Raw genomic sequence first — 19,209 nt, forward strand, 5'->3', positions numbered from 1 at the left:
GATCTCTGATCGGAAGGACGCAACATGGCCGGAACCGCTCAATATCTGACGCTTGGTCTCGCCGGGGAGACCTTCGGCATCAGCATCTGCAACGTTCGCGAAATCCTCGACATGCGCCCGATTTCGCGTCTGCCGCACGCGCCGCATTTCATGCTCGGCATGATCGACGTGCGAGGGAGCGGCTATCCGATTGTCGACCTCAGGCTGAAGCTCGATCTGCCGAGCGTGCCGGCGACGGAGGCGACGCGCATCATCATCCTGGACGTGCCGATGAACGACCGCCTGGTCGGCGTCGGCTTCGTGGCGGACTGCGTGTTCGAGGTCACCGACATCGACGAGGGCTCGATCGGTCCCGTGCCTTCGGTCGGCGGACGCTGGCAATCGGACTATATCGCCGGCATCGGGCGCAAGGGAGAGAAGTTCGTCATCATCTTCGATCTCGCACGATTGATGGCTGATGCGGAAGTGCCCGCCGACGAAGCCCGGGTCGACGCATCAGCCGCAGCCTAGATTTGCGAAATCGGCGATGCTGGGGGCCGGGATACATCTATCCGATCGTCAATTCCGCACGATCGCAGAATTGATCGAGGGGCAGGTGGGCATCAAGCTGCCTGCCGGCAAGCGGCTGATGCTGGAAGGGCGGCTGCACAAGCGCGTCCGTGCGCTCAACTATTCCGGGCTCAACGAGTATGTCGAGCATCTGTTCGATAAAGCCTTGCCCGACAACGAGCTCACCCATCTGATCGATGTGGTCACGACCAACAAGACGGATTTCTTCCGCGAGCCGGCGCATTTCACCTTCTTGAAGGAGGTCGCGGTGCCGGCGCTGCTGAAGTCCCGCGGCCGCGGATCGCACGGCCTGAAGATCTGGAGCGCGGCCTGCTCGACCGGCATGGAAGCCTATACGGCGGCGATGGTTCTCGACGACATGGCGAGATCCGGCACCAGGTTCCAGTTTCGCATCCTTGGAACGGATATTTCGACCGCGGTCCTGCGGCTTGCCAAGACCGCGATCTATACGCGGGACGTCGTCGCGCCGGTCCCGTCCGAATTCGTCAAGCGCTACTTCCTGTCGTCGAAGGACCGGTCAAGCAACGAGGTCCGCGTGGTGCCGGAGTTGCGGCGACTGACGAATTTCATGCGGATGAATTTGATGGACTCCAGCTATCCCGTGGACCGCGACGTCGACATCATCTTTTGCCGGAACGTCCTGATCTATTTCGACAGGCAGACGCAGCGCAAGGTCGTCGATCAGCTTTGCTCCCATCTGCGGCCGGGAGGCTATCTGATGGTGGGGCATTCCGAATCGATGATCCACAACACGGTGCCGACATTGAAGCAGGTACAGCCCACTATTTTTAGAGTCTAGCAACGTGGAGCGCACGGCAATGCCCAGGCAGAAACTTCGCGTGCTGATCGTGGACGATTCGGCGTCGGTGCGCCAAATTCTCACGACCATCCTGAGCGAGGATCCGGATATCGAGGTGATGGCGACCGCGTCCGATCCGTTCGCTGCGGCACGCCGGCTGCAGAACGAACTTCCCGACGTCATCATCCTCGACATCGAGATGCCACGCATGGATGGAATCACCTTCCTGCGCAAGATCATGGCGCAGCGTCCGATCCCGGTGATCATCTGCTCCTCGCTCACCGAGGAGGGATCCGATCAGATGTTCGAAGCGTTCGAAGCCGGCGCGGTGGATATCGTTCCCAAGCCGCGGATCGATACGCGGCAGGCACTGCTGGAATGCTCGAGCCGGCTGCGCGAAGCCGTGAAGTCGGCCGCGCGTGCGCGCGTGCGGCCGCGCCTGCAGCGGCGCATCGTCGAGAAGAAGCTGACCGCGGATGCCATCATGCCGCCGCCGATCCAGGGACGTTCGCGGCCGACCACCGAGCGCATCGTCTGCATCGGCGTCTCGACTGGCGGCACCGAGGCGCTGCTCGACGTGCTGGAGATGTTGCCGCCGAATTGTCCGGGGATCCTGATCGTCCAGCATATGCCGCAGGGCTTCACCGCGGCATTCGCGAGGCGTCTCAACGCCGCCTGCCAGATCACGGTGAAGGAGGCGGAGGACGGCGAGCCGGTGCAGCCGGGCTGCGCCTATATCGCGCCCGGCGCCCGCCACATGCTGCTGCAGCGGACCGGCCTGCGTTACAGCATCGCCATCAAGGATGGTCCGCCGGTGTCGCGGCATCGGCCCTCGGCCGACGTGCTGTTCCGTTCTGCGGCCCAATATGCCGGCCGCAATGCGCTCGGGATCATCATGACGGGAATGGGCGATGACGGCGCGAGGGGCCTTTTGGAGATGCGCAAGCTTGGCGCTGCGACGCGCGCGCAGGACGAAGAGAGCTGCGTGGTGTTCGGCATGCCGAAAGAGGCGATCGCGCACGGCGCCGTGGAGAAGGTGGTCTCGCTCGGCCAGATTTCGCGAGAGATCATGCTCTGGCACCAGGCCGGACAACCTGCGCTGACGGAATGATGCGATGATCTCTCCCAACAACCAGACAGATACGGTTGCTGCGGCGGTTGCGTCCGTCGAGGACGTGTCGTCCCGCATCGAGGATAGTTTTGCAAAGGTCGGCAATCATCTCGGTCGCGGTCACGCCCTGTTCAAGGAGCTGGAGGGCGCGCTCACCGGGCTCTCGCGCGAAATGTCGGGAGCGGAAATCGAAGGCACCTCGACGGCGCTTCAGGATATTGCCGGCCGGCTGAACGCGCTTGCCGAGGCCCTGCCCGCGGAAAGCGCGCTTCTCGGCCGGATCGGCGAGGATGCCGAGGCGGCATCCGCGCAGATCGCGCCGCTCTTCAAGCACATCCAGATGATTTCCATCATCGCGCGCAGCGCGCGCATCGAGGCGGCGTCGCTGGATGGCGAACGCGACAGTTTCCTTGATTTCACGAAAGAGGCGTTTGAGCTCGGGCAATCAGTCCAGCATTCGATCGAAGGCTGCGCGCGCGACCAGAAGCTGTTGTCGGTAGCGGTCGAGACCGCGCTCAATCGGCAGAAGGAATTCGAGAAGCTCTATCGGGAGCAACTCCTCTCGGCGAGCGCCGGGCTGATCTCGGCCTACGCGGGCATGCGCGAGCAGCAGGACAAGAGCGTCCATCTCGTCGAGTTGGCGGGCAGGAGCACCAGGAAGATCGCCGATGCCGTCGGCAGCGCGATCATCTCGCTGCAGTCGGGCGACAGCACGCGACAACGTCTGGAGCATGTCTGCGGCGGCTTGCGGCGTGCCACCGGGGCGGCGAGCATCGTTCCAGGGTTGGACGCGGGTGCCAACGGGCAAAGTGCCCAAATCGTCTGTCAGCTCCAGGCCGCGCAACTAAAGGATGCGGAGCGCGAATTCGGCGATGACATCGGAGCGATCGTCCGCTCGCTGAATGCCATTGTTGCCGATGCCACCGGCGTCGTCGCGCAAGGTCGCTCGGTGTATGGCGGACGGGACGGCGAGGCGCCGTCGTTCCTTGCCGTCATCAAGCAAACGCTGGCGCAGGCCTCGGAACTGATCGCGACCTGCGAGAGCTCGGGCCGATCGGTCGATGCTGCCGTCTCCGTCGTGGAGGACACGCTTGGAAAGTTTCGTCTCGCCATCGCGGGCCTTGGCGAGGCCGTCGTTGACATTATTCTTATTGGCATGAACGCCAGCCTCAAGGCCGGCCATCTGGGCGTGAAGGGCAATGCGTTCGTCGTGATCGCCAACGAGCTCAAGATGACCGCGGATCAGGTCTCCGCCGGCGCTTCCAGGCTGAAGCCGATCCTCGACCGCATCGAACGCGCTGCCGGCGATCTCAAGGAGCTGCGCGATCACGGAAATCCCGCGCAATTGACCAGGCTCGAGCCTTCCATCCTGCAAATGCTGGCGGAGATCGAGGCCGGCAACGAGCGGCTCGGTCGGCTGATGGACCGGCTTGTCCGCGAAGGTGCCGAGTTCGAGGCCTTGATGGGTGGTGCGCAGGATCTAATGACGGCACTCGGCGAGGCGTCGGCGTCCCTTCCGGCCGCTGCCGCGCGCCTCGAGGCGTCGAGCGCAATCGCCGGAAATCTATCGCTGACGTCGAGCGATGAGGAGGTGCTGGACGATCTGTTCGCTCAGTACACGATGGAACGGGAGCGGCAGGTTCATCGGGATGTTCTGCAGCGCTTCGGCTTGATGTCAAAATGCGCGCCGCACCGGCCCGAAGCCGAGGTGATCGATGATGGCGTGCTGCTGTTCTGAGATGGTGCAAGAAGTCATTGGCGAAGAAACTTGAAGAAATCTACCCAGCTCTCGAACACGACGACCCGGCCGTCGACGATAGCGTCTATGACGCCGTCGCGGCGGCAGTGAACAGGCACCCCCTCCACGATACAATCGGCACGAAAATCCGCCGCTGAGCGGTTGGGCTGTTCCGAGTAATAGCGCTTCTCGTCTTGCTCACCAGGGCAGAGGTACCAAAGAAGGAACAGCAGAAATAGTCCATTGCTGAGCAGAGTTGTGCTCAGGGGAACATTGAGCAGCGCCATCAGGGTAAGTGGGGATGATGTTGCGATCATCAAAGGCGAGAGATGCCGCGAGCAGCTATTGCCGATGGAGAGCACCAATCCGCACATGAACATGACCAAAGGCAGCCAGATCAAGCCCGTCGAAGCGATGCCTTCGGTCGCGAACAACGACGCATTCAGGTTTCCGACGCCGTACTGACCGGCGAAAATGACGCCGAGCTGCCCGGAATATGCGCAGCCGGAGATCATTCTGACGATGTTGATCTGGCAGAAATAGGTCTTTGGATGAACAGCGAAGAAATCAGCATAGTAGTCCATCGCGATCGAAGGGATCGCAAACATTCGTTCGTTCGCATAGCCGAACACGAAATGGGCAATTGGGTTTTCCGCGGGCAGGATCGAATGGATGAATAGTCCGAGTGCGAGCGGGGCGCCCAGGGAGATGACAGACGCCTGCTTCGGCTCGAAGGAGCGAAAGATCAGAAAGACGAAGGGAAGCCATACTGCGGCGAACAGAACCGTCTTGTTCAGCAACGCCGGATAGAAGCATGGTATCAGCAGCAGACTGGCCGCGGCCAAAAGGCGTGATCCGCGCTGCGCGTAGAACGCAAATGCAAACGGCAGCACGGCGTAGATGACGTTGTTCGTCGCGTAGCTCAGCAGAGTTGGTTGCGCGATATTGGCACGCAACTGCTCTGCTGCGCGCAATCCCACAAGAGCGAAACCGTAGCGGAAATTCAGCACAAGAAGCAGGACCGCGATGACAAGCAAAACCTTGACGCAGACATCCATCGTCTTCGGCTTGATTCTGAACAGTCGCGGCGCGGGCCAGTTCTGAAGCAGAATCGGCACCAGGAACACCAACAAAGAGGCAAGCGCTGACCAGCGCACGATCGCGGGATCATATCGCGACGAGGTGAAGTAGCTAAGCCAGACAAAGCCAACAACCATCCCGGTGAACGCCACGCCCACCAAGTATCCGAAGCTGAAGCTGGTGAAGGCGAACAGCGGCAGCAGGCACAGCGAGATTGCCGTACCAAGCACGGCGCTCCAGGTGGGGTGAAGGGTTATCCCCGCGGCAAGCTCCACCGCGGTCAACGACACCACGGCCAGCGCCAAATAGAATGCGAGCAGCGCCTGAGCGGCCAGTTCGCTGGATCCGGTCAGCTCAAGATGCCATCGATGTGGAAAGGACCGGTCCGCGTACTGCATGTGATGCCCAAGGCTGGGATAGAGCCTGCTCGTATCTGTGTCCTCAAGTCAAAGTTCAGTGAACTGCGCGGCCGGCTCTCGGGAGAGGTCTTGCCGGGCAGCCCACATACGTTCCCGGTGTGTCCAAGGATTCGACCACGGCCGCGCCGGCACCGATCGTGATGTTGTCGCCGACACGGACGCCATCGATCACCGTCGCGCCCGTCCCGAGGAAAACAAAGCGCCCGACGCGGCTTCGCCCTGCCACCACTGAATTTACCGAGATATGCGAAAAATCGCCTACTGCAGATTCGTGCTCGACGATTGCGCCGGTGTTGATGATGCAGCCTAGTCCCACGCGCGCCGAGGGACCAATGTGGGCGTGATGTCCCACAAAGCACCCGGGCGATATGGAGGCGTTCACATCCACCGTTGCATGGCTCGAGATGACATTTGCCAAATCCCAACTCGCTGATTGGGCGAACTCAACTTGCTGCTTTCGCCTGACGTTGTCGCCAACCCCGGGGATGCACGACCATCCCGGCGGAATGCTCTCAGGGAGTTCACGCCGCACCGGAAAGCCGAGGAAGGACTCGTCATCCCTCGCATTCTCGTCCACGAACAGGAGTGACCGCACACCATTTGCGACCGCGACCGCGGCGACGCTTCGGGCGTGTCCGCCGAACCCCAGGATCAGGAGCCCGCTGTCACCTTTCATTGGCTCCCGACCGGAAGAAGGAGCGAATCACCGTGCAGATGGTCGTGACGCCTTCCAGCGAGAGTTCAGGAAAGCTCGGAAGGTTCAAGCCTCTTGCGCTCAAGGACTGAGCAACGGGGTGCGTCTCGTCGGCTTTGCAGTGCGGAAGCGTGTGACACGGGTGGAACAGGGGGCGCGTTTCGATATTCGCCGCCTTCAACCAATCTCTGAGCGGCTGTCGAACGTCCGGATCGTCGACAACGATCGAACACATCCAATATGAGTTCGTCGTGTCGGGGAACTCTCCCAGCAATCTCAATGGAAGTCCATCGAGGCCCTGCTGGTACCACGCGGCAATCTGGCGCTTCTTTTCGAGAATCGGGCTCGCATTTTCCAACTGAGCCAAGCCGATCGCCGCGCAGATGTTGGTCATCCGATAATTGTATCCAACCGCGTCATGCCAGTATTCGCGGTGCCGCGAAACAGCTTGAGTCTTGAGGTGATACGCCCGATCCAGGAGATCCTTGTTCTTTGCGACCACCATGCCGCCTTCGCCCGTCGTGATGGTCTTGTTTCCGAAAAAGCTGAAGGTGGCGAAATCCCCGAAGGTTCCGACATGTCGGCCCTTGTAGTAAGTGCCGAATGCTTCTGCGCAGTCCTCGATCAGCCACAGATCGAATTCTTCACATATGTTAACCAACGCGTCCATGTCGCACGCCTGCCCGTACAAATGGACGGCCATGAGAGCCTTTGTTCGCGGGGTAATCTTGCGGCGCACGTCCTGGGGATCGATCTGCCAGGTATCCTCACGTGAATCCACGAAGACCGGCGTCGCACCCGCCTGGATGATGGTGTTCACGGAGGCAACATAGGTTAACGTCGGCACGATGATTTCATCGCCCGCTGCGAATCCAAGAGTCTCGAGCGCTAAATGAAGCGCAACAGTTCCATTGCAAACGCTGGTGACGTGAGCAGTTCCGGTCAGCGCGGCGAACTTCGCCTCGAAGCGCTCAACGAACGCTCCGCGCGAAGATATCCAGGAGGAATCCAGGCACTGATTGACGTACTCTTTCTCTTTTCCGCAAAGATAAGGCCGGTATAGCGGGATAAATTCGCTAGGCGCGCCTCTCGGGGAACCGATCGGATTCACATACGTTACTTGCGACCGCTTTTGCAGGCTTGCCGCACTGGCAGCGCTCACACTTTCGTCTTGCAGGGTGTCCCTCATGACGATTGGTCCCCATCATTGCTCGCGCCATGTTGACTATTGCTACAACAATCAATTGAAAATACAAGGGAGCACCACCGAGAGGGAACTCGACGTGTCATCGCAGCATCGGCTGCAGGTGCACTGGGTGGCAACCAGCCAAAACTAAAGATCTTCTCATGCATGTTGAAAACTCCAAGCGACGTGTGGCGCTGATCACGGGCGTCACCGGTCAGGACGGCGCCTACCTCGCCGAATATCTGCTCGGCCGTGGCTACACCGTGCACGGCATCAAGCGTCGCTCGTCGTCGTTCAATACGGCGCGCGTCGATCATCTCTATCAGGATCGCCATGTCGGCAACGTGCCGTTCCTGCTGCATTATGGCGACATGACGGATTCGACCAACCTGATCCGGCTGGTGCAGCAGATCAGGCCGACCGAGATCTATAACCTCGCCGCGCAAAGCCATGTCGGGGTGAGTTTCGAGAGCCCGGAATACACCGCCAATGCCGATGCGGTCGGCGTGCTGCGCCTGTTGGAGGCGATCCGCATCCTCGGCATGGAACAGGAGGCGCGATTCTATCAGGCCTCGACCTCGGAGCTTTACGGCCTGGTCCAGGAGGTGCCGCAGCGGGAAACCACGCCGTTCTACCCGCGTTCGCCCTATGGCGTCGCCAAGCTTTACGGCTACTGGATCACGGTGAACTACCGCGAGGCCTACGGCATGTATGCCTCCAACGGCATCCTGTTCAACCATGAGAGCCCGATCCGCGGCGAGACCTTCGTCACCCGCAAGATCACCCGCGGCGTCGCCCGCATCGAGGTCGGACTCGAGGAGACGCTCTATCTCGGCAATCTCGAGGCCAAGCGCGACTGGGGCCATGCGCGGGACTATATCGAGGGTATGCACAAGATCCTGCAGGCGGATGCTCCCGGTGATTTCGTGCTGGCGACCGGCGAAACACGCTCGGTGCGCGAATTCGTGGAACTTGCGTTTGCCGAAGTCGGCCGCGGAATCGCCTGGCGCGGGAAGGGCATCGACGAGACCGGTGTCGACATAAAATCCGGCAAGACTGTGGTCCGCATCGATCCGACTTATTTCCGCCCGACCGAGGTCGATCTTCTGATCGGCGACGCCAGCAAGGCGCGCGAGACGCTCGGCTGGAAGCCGAAGACCAGCTTTGCCCAACTCGTGAAGGAAATGGTTGCGAGCGACCTGGCGGAGGCAAGAGCGGAGGCCGCAAGGGCAACAGACCTTTCAAGATGAAATGAAACCAAGGCCGAGCCGCGAACCGACACGCGGCTCAGCTCTTTCGTTGCTGCGTCATTTCGTTCCCTGTGAGGTCTCACATCATCGATCGATATCGCCGCGATCAATCCGCCTCCGCTCGAAATGGCGGAACGTCGCCCGGAACTCTCGACGACGAACAAAAGTCTTATTCAGTTCATAGGCACTTCCATGAAGCCGCAGAAGGTCGCGGTTCCACTGGAACTCGCGGGCTAATATGATGAATAATCAGCCGTTCTGCGGATCGCGAAAGGTTGTGAGTCGGCATCGCCAGGGGCAAGATCCGGCCTATAATGCAAGATGCTTCGGGACTTGCGGGGCAAGTCCACGATCTCTCGCAGGCACGCCGCCCGCGTTCGACCCGAAAGTCCTTCCTGTATCCGCTCTGAACGAGCTCGATTGGGGTTCAAGATGGCCATAGCGTCGTACAGCTCTGGAGATCGGTTCCACGAGCCCGCCAAGATCAAACCGTCACCTGGATCTGACTCGTCGGGGTGGAACTACATTCGCGGCATTTGGGCAGCGCGCTATTTCTGGATGCACCTGTCGCTGTCGGATCTTCGCTCCAAATGGCGACGGTCCTTCTTCGGCATCCTGTGGACCGTTATCCAGCCTCTTGGTCTGACGATCCTCCTGTCGATCGTATTCGGCAAAATATTCCACAGCGACATCACCGACTATGCGCCTTTCATATTGTCGGGAATGATCCTGTGGGACTTTGTGGTTACCTCCGCGGTGGGCGGCTCGCTCACCTTCGTGCAGGCCGACGCCTACATCAAGCAATGCAGACATCCTCTGGCCATCTACAGCTTGAGGACCGTCTTGACCAACCTGATCGTGTTTCTGTGCGCGAGCACAAGCCTGCTCGTCTGGGTGCTGATCTGGCGCCCCCAGAACTTCGGTTGGGCGTGGCTCGCGGTGCCCACCGTCATTCCGCTCCTGGTGCTTATCGCATGGCCGCTCGCGACCTTGCTCGGTTACGTCGGCGCGCGGTTCAGGGATTTGCCGCACGCGCTCGGCCTTGTGCTGCAGGCGCTGTGGTTCATTTCACCGATCTACCTCGAACCAAAGGTGTTTCGAGGCGGGGGGCTGCACTTTTTGGTGGACGCAAATCCAATCTATCATTTGCTTCAGATCGTTCGCGCTCCCCTGCTGCAGGGCGAGTGGCCGACCTGGCAGAACTATGGATTCAGCTTCGGCCTGCTCGCGGGGCTGACATTGCTGGCCGTTCTGGTCGGCCGCTCCGCGGAAAAGAAGGTCATCTACTATCTATGAACCGGATATCCCTGAACAACGTCGATCTTCATTATCATTCCGCGGCCTTCAAGGAGCGCTCACTGAAGAGCCTCCTGGCGGGCGCGGTTGCGGGAAAGAAGATCCGGCAGGGACAGATACACCACATTCATGCGCTGAAGGGCATCAGCGTCGAGATCAAGGCCGGTGAGAGGGTCGGATTGCTCGGACACAACGGCGCCGGCAAGTCGACGTTCCTCAAGATGGTCGCCGGCTTGTATCCGATCTCGGGCGGAGAGCGGATCGTCGAGGGCAGGATCAGATCTCTCTTCGATCTCAGTCTTGGATTCGAGCCCGATGCATCCGGTCGCGAGAATATCCTCTATCGCGGCCTGCTGCTTGGCATGTCGCCGAAGCGGATGCGCCAGATCGAAGACGAGATCGTGCGGTTCGCCGATATCGGAGAGTTCATCGACTATCCGATCAAGACCTATTCGGCCGGCATGCAGGTGAGACTGGCTTTCGCGGTATCGACGGCGGTGGAAGGCGATGTACTGTTGCTCGATGAAGTCATCGGAGCGGGCGATGCGGCCTTCATCTCGAAAGCGCAAAATCGCATCCGCGCGCTGATCGAAAAATCCGAGATTCTCGTCCTGGCGTCTCACGACTTTGTTTCGCTCAGATCGATGTGCGATCGGGGGCTGGTGTTTCACCACGGTGAAATCGTTTTCGATGGAAATATTGAAACGTCGATAGATCAGTACAAACGTGTCAACGGCTTGGCTTAGCGACCGAAAGTCCGGAGTGTGCGAGTGAAGAACCGTCCTCTACGCGCGATGTGGTTGCTCAATCACACCACCGCGCGGAATTTCGAGGTCCCCATGCTGAAGCGTATCGGGGTCCAGGAGATATTCCTGCCCAAGAAAGTGTCGGCTGGCCCCACGTTCAGGTCGGCTTCGGTGGACTGGTCGGAAGATGAGAGGCTGACGATCCCGAAGGAAGACCTGGCGATCTTGAACGCTGCCGACTGGTATGATGAACCGGGTGTCGACGCCTGGCGGATCGCAAACGAGCATTTCCAACTGATCTTTTTTATCGTTCTGAACGCGCACTTCTTCCGGTCCGTGATGCGTAATTTTTACGGAGCCAAGATTTGGCGGACCTACGGACTCTCGGACCCGCCGCAAAGCTATGCGCGATTGTTGTCTCTGTTCGGTTGGCGCAGAGGATCGACCTGGTCGGCTCATGCGGCAGGATCTCTTTGGTTTGGCCAGGCATACGACCATCTCGCCGACGTCGAGCCGCGTTGGCTTGCCGAACGAGCGGTCAACCTGCCGGTCGGGTTACAGGATACGGACATTCGCGACGATTGGACCGGCAGCGACCGGCGGATATTCTTTGTCTGTCCCGATCTCGCATTCAACGAATACTATCAGGACATCTATCGAGACTTTAAGCGGACATTCGCAGGCCTGCCTTACGTGGTAGCCGGCGCTCAACCGCTTCGGGTCCAGGACGACGATCACGTCCTCGGCTATGTCTCTGGCGAGCAGCATCGCCGGAACATGCGATCATTCGCGGTCATGTACTACCACAGTTCCGAGCGATACCATGTGCACTATCATCCCTTCGAAGCGGTGCGCGCTGGAATGCCGCTGGTCTTCATGGGCGGTGGCTTGCTCGACCGGCTGGGCGGTCTCAGACTGCCGGGGCGATGCAAGACCGCCGAGGAGGCAAAGAGCAAGATCGAGCGGATACTGGCAGGCGACAAGCGGCTGATTGGTCAGATCAGGGAGTCGCAAACGGTCCTGCTCGACTCAATGAAGGTCGAACACTGTGAACCGAGCTGGCGCACGGGAATTGAACTGATCCTCAAGAGGACTGAGGACGAGCGCTCCACAGCTCCGATCATCCGGAAGAAACGCGTCGCCGTCCTTCTGCCTGTCGCCTACCGCGGAGGCAGTCTCCGAGGCGCGAAGCTGCTCGCAAACGCTGTCGCGCTCGGCAGTCAGCAGTTCGGCTCGCCGGTGGACGTTGTCTTCGGGCATCTGGACGATCCGGAGTCTTATCCGGATAGGGAATTTGAGGATCTGCACGGCGACATTGAGCGGCGGGCCTTTCATTGGCGAACGCTGCCTCCGGGCGAGGCGCTTCGCGCCTGTGCCTATGCAGGCATGGATCAGCCGCTGTCAGGCACGTACGCCGTACCCGATGACGGGATCAATCAGTTCTTCGATTGCGATCTGTGGATCTTTGTGTCCGACCGGTTGCGCTTTCCCGTCCTTCCCGTTCGCCCTTATGTGCTCATGGTCTACGACTATCTGCAGCGGTATGTTCCCATCATGGATGAGAAGGCCAGTCAGCGCGTCATTGATAGGGCCCATGCTGCGGAGGCGGTCCTGGTCACGACCGACTTCACGGCGAATGACGCGCGTCAGTTTGCTGGGCTGCCAGCCAGGAAGGTGAAGAAAGTTCCGCTTCTCGTCCCCACATTCAGCGCGGCAGGCGGTTCGGCTCGAGGTGGGCCTCCGGCGTCGGAGTACTTTGTCTGGACGACCAACCTCGCTCTTCACAAGAACCATCGAAATGCTCTGGAGGCGCTCCGAATCTACTACGAGGAATATGACGGTCGATTCGAATGCCATGTGACCGGGGTGGACACGGACAAGCTGTTCACGGGCAAGCTTCGACACCTCGTGGCGGCGCGAGAGATTCACAGCGCCAGCAGGGCGCTCAAGGCAAGTTTGAAGACGGAGGGCGATCTGCCCGACTCCATCTATCGCCGAAAGCTGCGTGATGCTGCCTTTCTCTGGCATCCCGGACTGATCGACAATGGCACTTTTTCCGTTGTCGAGGCTGCGTCGGTCGGCGTTCCCGCGCTTTCAAGCGACTATCCAGCGATGAGGGAGATCGATCGCCAATTCGAGCTTGGTCTGACCTGGTCTGATCCGAACGACCCGACGGACATGGCCGGCAAGCTGAAGCAGATGGAAACAGCGCAGCGCAACACGCCACGGCCGGAGGTCTTAGCGCGGCATTCTCTGGACCGGTCGGCCGGCGCGTACTGGCAAGTGATCGAAGAGTTTCTATGAAGACCTTCGGCATCTATCTTTGTTATCCCCCCAAGGTCGATCTGCGAGCTCAGGGGCTGGGACGCTATCTCGCGGAATTCCTGAAGGAAGCGAAGGTCCGCGCAGACGTGAAATTTGTGATTGCGTGTCCAAGCTGGATGCGGGAATCGCTCAAGGAATGGAGCCGGTCTGTCGGCCTGCAGCCCGACGCCTTCGAAGTGATTGGACCCGAAAAGGTCCCGACATTGTTGCGCTACTACGAAGCGTATCAGAAATACAGGGCGTACAGGCTCCGAAAGCGGAAGAAGGTCCGCGACTATCTGTCGAGCGTAAGAGCCGTCTACGGAGCGCTCGTAGCTTACGTGGCGCGCACCGCCGCGACCACGCGCAGCACGGCCGCGCTGGTATTGATAGGGCTGATCGCTTCTCCCGTGCTTCTGGCTTACTATGCCATTCGCTTGATCAATCGGCCTGTCCGGAGAGTTTATCGGGCTCTTCTTCGACGTTACCGCTTCCGGGGTGTGGCGCCAAATGTAGGCGCGTTGGTCGCGCGTCCGCAGGATAACGGCCTCGCCCTGCGACTGTATCGCTACATGGAGACGGCGGAAGCCAGGCTGCTCTCCGTCGAGATCGAAAAGCGCAAGGAGATTTCAGCCTGGTTCGCTCCGACGGCCTTCTGGCCCCATTTCAACGACATCAAGGCGCCTCGGTTGATCTGCGTGCCGGACGTTGTGCTTTCGGACTTTCCGGTGGCGTTTTCGTCGGTCAACGATGAACGATTCCTCGAGACATTCAGGTTGGTCGAGAAGACGATCCAGGGCGGGGATCAGTTCGTGACCTACAGCCTTGATGTCAAGCAGCGGACCCTGGTCGAGCGCTACGGCGTGCCGCCGGAGGCGGTCAGTGTGATCCCGCATGGCGTCAACAGGCTGGATGAGCTGGTCAGAATTGAAGGGCCCTCCAACGAGGAGGATGCGATTGACGCGTTCTGCGCCAAGTTCTTCGGTACCGCTCTGGGAAAGGCAACGACAACATCAAGCCCGCTTCGATTTGCGAACGAAGGCACCAAGTTTATTTTCTACGCCAGCCAGTTTCGCCCGAACAAGAACGTTCTCACTCTTCTTCGTGCCTATGATCACCTGCTCAAGCGGCGTTATCTGCCTCACAAATTGATCATGACCGGAAACCCCTACGGTCTGCCTGAGATCGCCAAGTTCATCGAGGAGCACAATCTCGAGGACGACGTGCTCTGCCTGCAGGGCTTGTCGGACCGCGAACTCGCGGCCTGCTATCGGCTGGCTGCTCTTTCGGTGAATCCGAGCCTGAGCGAAGGCGGCTGCCCGTTCACGCTCACGGAATCCCTGTCAGTCGACACGCCTGTCGTGATGGCCCGCATTGCCGTCACTGAAGAGGTCGTTACCGATCCCGCGCTGCGCGATCTCATGCTTTTCGATCCCTATAGCTGGAAGGACATGGCCGACAAGATCGAGTGGGCGCTTTGCAACAGAGCGCATCTGTTGCAGAAGCAGCGGGAGCTCTACGATCAGTTGACGAAACGATCCTGGACCAACGTCGTTGATGAATACATCACGCTGCTGGATCACATTTCGTCGGATCACGTCGATCGCATTTCTGAGCCAGTGTCAAAGCCGGCCGCGTAAGGCGCGGAGACCTCCGTCATCCCGCGTCACTGCGAGCAGATCAGTCGGTCAAGCCTGTTCGGAGCGCTTTGACAGGATCTCCCTGTAGAGCTCCAGATGACGATCCACCATCTGACTGGCCGTGAAATAGCTCTCATATCTCTGCCTGGCTCGCTCGCCCATCTGCGCGGCCAATTCGTTGTTCTCGAACAGAGCCCGCATCGCTTCTCTGAGGGCGATCGGATCGCCGGGGGGAACGACAAGGCCGGTTTCGCCGTCGATATTGACATAGCTGGTGCCGGTGCCGACTTCGCTTGAGATCAGCGGCTTGCCATACATCGCGGCTTCCAGGAGCGAGATGCCAAATGCTTCCGAGCGAAGGTGAGAAGGAAAAATCGCTGCGTGGCAGAGATTCAACAATGCGACCTTCTCCCGATCGGTCGGTGCTCCCACGAAATGCACGTTCGTCAGGTTCAGATCGAGGGCATGTTGGCGCAGTTCCCCTTCGATCGGCCCCGCTCCCGCAATAGCGACCGGATAGTCGGTGCCGCGCAGGGCGTCGAGAAGGATGTGAAGTCCCTTGTAGTAGCGGAGAACCCCCACGAACAGAAAAAAGCGCTTGCCCGCCAGGCTCGGCCATTTTGCGCCAAGCGATGGGTCGTACTCGGGATAGGTTGAGCGATCCAGGCCGATTGGGATCACTTCGGTCTTCTTGCGGAAATCGGCCAGCGTTGCGCTGGTCTCCAGATAGTTTGGAGATGTCGCAACGATCCGGTCGACGCTGCCGAGAAACCGGTGCATCAAAGGCGCATAGACCTTCAGCAGCAGGCGCTGCCGAATGATATCAGAGTGATACGTCAGCACGACAGGCGTCGACACTTTGGTCGCGAAGTAGACCACGTCCGCAAATGGCCAGGGGAAATGCAGATGGATGATGTCGGCCTGCCGTGCGAGCTCCGAGAATTTTGCGAATGCCCTGAACGAGAAGCTCGTCGAGCTGATCTCGAAATCCCGCCTGATGCGGTGGCTGGTGTGATTGTCGAACCGCGCGGTTTCGTCAACGACATCCGGGCTCAGCGAAAGCACTTCGACGTCGACGCCGCGCTGGCTGCTGCCGTGAGCAAGTTGAAAGATGAACTGTTCAACGCCTCCATAGGAGTCCGGGACATAGGTTTTGAAGAAGTGCAGGACCTTCAAGTTCACTCCCAGATCACGATCAAGCCGGAGGCACGATCTCGCATTTGTTTCACGTCTTGAGAGCGGCTGCCCCAAGACTGTTGGATAGATGGCCTTGCCTGGAACGCCGCGCCATGGAGGGCAGGGTGGGTCGGAACTCCCGCAAGCCGGTCGTATTTAGCATCCCGGGCCATGAAGAGGCAGTCTTTTTGGGTTCCCGCCTGGTCGCTGCTGCAGTGCCCTCAGTCTTTTTCAACCCGCAATCGCGATCCAACTTCCTGTGGGCGGGTGAACCAAGACAACACGTCTGTCACCGCACCGGCCAGATCTGCAGATGCTGAAGCGCGATCGATAGACCGGATTTATCATCCAGCGGAACACTGAGTCCGAGCACGTTTGTGCGATCTCTCACCAACTCATATGGAATATTTGCTTCGATGCGACGCGGGTCGGTCCAGACCAGTTGCAGCGGCGAGCCGTTGAACGTCAATTGAAGCTGATCGAGCGCCGGGGTGAGGGCGTATTTCCCCAGTTGCAGGATCATCTTGTAGGACATGTTCGGCTCAAGAGTATCGATGATGAGCCCGGCATCCTTATTGTTCACCCATGAAATGGAGGCCGTCGCAGGGCCCGTCCACTCGCCCTCGTAAATGCCGAATGTGCGACAGGGAACGGCATAACCCCACATCGATTCAAATTTGCATTCATAGGCAAGCCCGGAATTGCGGATTCTGTTGAACCAGGAATCCGATGGCTCCCAGTTTCCATCCGTGAGCATCGGGGGGACTACCGTCCTCAGCGCCTGAACCGGAGGGTTGGCTTTGTTGTCATGAAGCGTAACGGTCCCGTCGCCCTCGATCACGGCAAAACGCGAGTAGCTCGTCTGTTTGCCGTCTGCAGCGACAATCGTCAGATTGTCCTGCTCGATGGTGCAGCTAGTTTTTGCCGGGGGGCGCACAAGCGGTAGCATTTGCCCAGTCCGTCCGTCGCACAGGATTGGCGGGCCGCTGGTCGGCAGCAAATAGACAGTGACCAGGGTGACGGCGACGCCCAAATCCCAGGTACCGTTGAGGCCGCCATACATGTTCACGATTGGGATCGGTTCCCCGGGACGAAATGCGGCCGTGGCTGTCGCTAGCGCCTTGACGATGGGGCGCTCAAACTGCGCATAGATCCGGTTGTACTGATCATGCTGATAGATCTGGGCAAGCAAAGCCGCGCTGACGATCGGCGCAGCGATCGCTGTTGCAACAATTCGAGCCGAAAGAAGATATCCGAAAGCCGTGATAACAGCGGCAACCACCATGGCGCCGCCGAATGCCGCCTCCAGATAGGTTCGCTGGGTGATCGCGACGTGGGGTAGCGAAACGAGAAAGGGAGAGTAGCCGGCTACGAAGAGAACAATCCCGGCAAGGAGAAGGCGGATAGGCGACGCCATTCGCGTCCATGGCCCGTCGTTCGCCTTTTCCTCCCTGGTCGCCAACAGGAAAAAACAAAGCGCGATGTTGGCAGCAATAAGCAGAAAGACCGCGCGAAAGCTGAGCTGCGTCCAGGCCAGAGAGTAGATCTGTTCCCACGCCTGCCAAAAACCGCGATAGAAGGCAGTAAAGACGATCGTGCGTGCCCAGGAGTCGAGCTTGGAGAACCAGCCGCCTGTCTGGCCGACAGCGAGTGACCCCTGATAGGAATCGCCTTGCTGTCCGACGATGACGACAAAGATGACGCATGAGACCAAAGCGCCGCCCCACATCAGCAGGACGGCGCGCTGCTTCATGCATCTCGCGATGGCCGATACCAGGCCGTACCGAACATACATCGCCAGAAAAGGCACCAGACCGAGCGGCAAGACCGCCTCATAGATGAGGCTTGCGGTAACAAACAGCGCTGCTGCTACAAGGCCAAGACCAAGACGTGTCACCGTGCTCGCGACATCCAGCGCCTTCACTGCGAGTGCCGCGGCCAGAAGCGCCAGCGCGATGGCGCAATCGATATGTAGGGTTCGAAGGTTGATCTGCATCGTGTCGGCCGGATAGAGCAGAGCAAGAGCGCCAATCAAGAGCCCGCCCGTCAGGCTGCGCGTCATGAACCGGCCAATGTAGCCGCTCGAAACAAACTTTATGAAGAGCGAAAGCGCGAGCAGCAGATGCCAGTAGAAGAAGCTCTCATGATCCAGGAAGTAGGCGAGAGCTTGCGGAGCAAAGGTGAGCGGACGGCCGCGAAACGTTGCCAGCGGCCCCGGCTTCGTCGACCAAAAAAATAGGTCCGTGTATCGCGAAAAGCCCCAGCTCCGTCCATTCCTCGATCAGTCCACCAAGCGCGAAGCCGAATGGCAGCCAGATGGCTGCCACGAGCGCCAGCCCGGCGATGATCCAGATGGACCATTCGGGCACGATTGCCTTGTTTGTCATTCCATGTACTGGTGGCGCCTGATGCGACCAAAGGCGGGCATCGGAAACTTTGGCGATAGCGCTCGCGGCGTCGCCTGCCGCCTTCATGCGGTCGCCTTCACGAAATACTGCGCGCCAAACGGCAGCCGTCCGAGAAGGAGATCAACCGAGCGCAGCAACTTTCCCGAAGGTGGTATCGAAATGATAAATCGTTCGAACAGGTCCTTGAAGCCGGCGTCCCGGATCAAGGCGCGGGTCACCTCTGAGCGAAGCAGGACTGCATTCTTGTCGAAAACGCAGTTTGAGACGATCCGCTGCGTCAGCGGATTGCGCGGGTTGTGCTCGAAGACTGCGACCATGCCTCCCGGCTTCAAGACGCGCTTCATCTCCGCCGCGAAGAGTGGCCATTGCGCCGGCGGAACGTGATGCATCACGCAAACAGTGAAGACGGCATCGAAACTGGCGTCGTCGAAGGGCAGTCGCTCTCCGCCATAAGACTCATAGCGAACTCCCGGATTTTGCTCGCGGGCGCGTTCGATACTGGCCTTTGACACATCCACGCCGGTGATAGGCCCGACCCGATCGGACAGCAGCTTGTGGAAGTTGCCGACGCCGCAGCCGACATCAAGCACCGAGACTTGGCGGGCATCCTTGAAGTGGCCCGTGATCAGGTCCATCAAATAATCGGCTTTGACGCGGGTAAAATAATCGACTTTCAACCCCGAGAACGCGATCGCCTCGTTCACCGCCGCATCATATGCGTGGGAATAGGCATCAAACTCGGCCTCGGCTTGATCTTGGTGAGTCATCGGCAGATGGATCCTCGTGAGAGCA

The 19,209-nt window shown here is 59.5% G+C and carries 16 protein-coding genes; 9 read left to right on the forward strand and 7 right to left on the reverse strand.

Annotated features, from left to right (window positions below; genetic code table 11):
- Positions 1-24: 24 nt before the first annotated feature.
- Genes ACVJGD_RS32540 through ACVJGD_RS32555 form a run of 4 tightly spaced genes read left to right on the forward strand, consistent with a single transcriptional unit; the run spans position 25 to position 4,218 of the window.
- Entirely contained in the window at positions 25-510 is a 486-nt protein-coding gene (locus tag ACVJGD_RS32540) for a chemotaxis protein CheW (protein WP_027580053.1), read from the forward strand.
- Between the two features lie 16 nt (positions 511-526).
- Positions 527-1,369, forward strand: a complete 843-nt coding sequence (locus tag ACVJGD_RS32545) for a CheR family methyltransferase (protein WP_456638040.1) — start codon at positions 527-529, stop codon at positions 1,367-1,369.
- A gap of 19 nt (positions 1,370-1,388) precedes the next feature.
- Positions 1,389-2,480 carry a protein-glutamate methylesterase/protein-glutamine glutaminase gene (locus ACVJGD_RS32550; protein WP_456638041.1) on the forward strand — a complete coding sequence of 364 codons (1,092 nt, stop codon included), beginning with the start codon at positions 1,389-1,391 and terminating at the stop codon, positions 2,478-2,480.
- A gap of 4 nt (positions 2,481-2,484) precedes the next feature.
- Positions 2,485-4,218: a chemotaxis protein gene (locus tag ACVJGD_RS32555; protein WP_456638042.1), complete on the forward strand. Its 1,734-nt coding sequence runs from the start codon at positions 2,485-2,487 to the stop codon at positions 4,216-4,218.
- 14 nt (positions 4,219-4,232) lie between these two features.
- On the opposite strand, the gene ACVJGD_RS32560 is transcribed toward ACVJGD_RS32555, so the two are convergent.
- Genes ACVJGD_RS32560 through ACVJGD_RS32570 form a run of 3 tightly spaced genes read right to left on the reverse strand, consistent with a single transcriptional unit; the run spans position 4,233 to position 7,600 of the window.
- Positions 4,233-5,696, reverse strand: a complete 1,464-nt coding sequence (locus ACVJGD_RS32560; RefSeq protein ID WP_456638043.1) for a hypothetical protein — start codon at positions 5,694-5,696, stop codon at positions 4,233-4,235.
- A 55-nt stretch (positions 5,697-5,751) separates the two neighbouring features.
- Positions 5,752-6,393 carry a NeuD/PglB/VioB family sugar acetyltransferase gene (locus ACVJGD_RS32565; RefSeq protein WP_456638044.1) on the reverse strand — a complete coding sequence of 214 codons (642 nt, stop codon included), beginning with the start codon at positions 6,391-6,393 and terminating at the stop codon, positions 5,752-5,754.
- Positions 6,383-7,600: a DegT/DnrJ/EryC1/StrS family aminotransferase gene (locus tag ACVJGD_RS32570; protein ID WP_456638045.1), complete on the reverse strand. Its 1,218-nt coding sequence runs from the start codon at positions 7,598-7,600 to the stop codon at positions 6,383-6,385. Before ACVJGD_RS32570 ends, ACVJGD_RS32565 begins: the two co-directional genes overlap by 11 nt.
- 158 nt (positions 7,601-7,758) lie before the next feature.
- Between ACVJGD_RS32570 and gmd the strand changes: the two genes are divergently transcribed.
- The 5 genes from gmd to ACVJGD_RS32595 all read left to right on the forward strand — a co-directional run bounded on the left by gmd (position 7,759) and on the right by ACVJGD_RS32595 (position 14,833).
- Complete coding sequence (gene gmd, locus ACVJGD_RS32575; RefSeq protein WP_456638046.1) at positions 7,759-8,847, forward strand: GDP-mannose 4,6-dehydratase; 1,089 nt, start codon at positions 7,759-7,761, stop codon at positions 8,845-8,847.
- Positions 8,848-9,405: 558 nt separating this feature from the next.
- The gene (locus tag ACVJGD_RS32580; RefSeq protein ID WP_456640450.1) at positions 9,406-10,143 is read left to right on the forward strand and encodes an ABC transporter permease; all 738 of its coding nucleotides are present in this window, start codon (positions 9,406-9,408) and stop codon (positions 10,141-10,143) included.
- A complete protein-coding gene (locus ACVJGD_RS32585) occupies positions 10,140-10,889 on the forward strand; it encodes an ABC transporter ATP-binding protein (RefSeq protein ID WP_456638047.1) in 750 nt (249 codons plus the stop codon). The genes ACVJGD_RS32580 and ACVJGD_RS32585 overlap by 4 nt, the downstream gene beginning before the upstream one ends.
- A 93-nt stretch (positions 10,890-10,982) precedes the next feature.
- On the forward strand, positions 10,983-13,193 hold the full coding sequence (locus tag ACVJGD_RS32590; protein ID WP_456638048.1) for a glycosytransferase: 2,211 nt from the start codon (positions 10,983-10,985) through the stop codon (positions 13,191-13,193).
- Positions 13,190-14,833, forward strand: coding sequence for a glycosyltransferase (locus ACVJGD_RS32595; RefSeq protein ID WP_456638049.1), 1,644 nt, complete (start codon positions 13,190-13,192; stop codon positions 14,831-14,833). Before ACVJGD_RS32590 ends, ACVJGD_RS32595 begins: the two co-directional genes overlap by 4 nt.
- A 48-nt stretch (positions 14,834-14,881) precedes the next feature.
- Here the strand turns inward: ACVJGD_RS32595 and ACVJGD_RS32600 are convergent, their stop codons facing one another.
- The 4 genes from ACVJGD_RS32600 to ACVJGD_RS32615 all read right to left on the reverse strand — a co-directional run bounded on the left by ACVJGD_RS32600 (position 14,882) and on the right by ACVJGD_RS32615 (position 19,184).
- Entirely contained in the window at positions 14,882-16,015 is a 1,134-nt protein-coding gene (locus tag ACVJGD_RS32600) for a glycosyltransferase family 4 protein (RefSeq protein WP_456638050.1), read from the reverse strand.
- A gap of 283 nt (positions 16,016-16,298) precedes the next feature.
- Entirely contained in the window at positions 16,299-18,071 is a 1,773-nt protein-coding gene (locus ACVJGD_RS32605) for a hypothetical protein (RefSeq protein ID WP_456638051.1), read from the reverse strand.
- A 79-nt stretch (positions 18,072-18,150) separates the two neighbouring features.
- The gene (locus tag ACVJGD_RS32610; RefSeq protein WP_456638052.1) at positions 18,151-18,483 is read right to left on the reverse strand and encodes a hypothetical protein; all 333 of its coding nucleotides are present in this window, start codon (positions 18,481-18,483) and stop codon (positions 18,151-18,153) included.
- Entirely contained in the window at positions 18,480-19,184 is a 705-nt protein-coding gene (locus tag ACVJGD_RS32615) for a class I SAM-dependent methyltransferase (protein WP_456638053.1), read from the reverse strand. Before ACVJGD_RS32615 ends, ACVJGD_RS32610 begins: the two co-directional genes overlap by 4 nt.
- Between the last annotated feature and the right edge of the window lie 25 nt (positions 19,185-19,209).

It is taken from the genome of Bradyrhizobium sp. USDA 10063 (genome assembly GCF_054063735.1).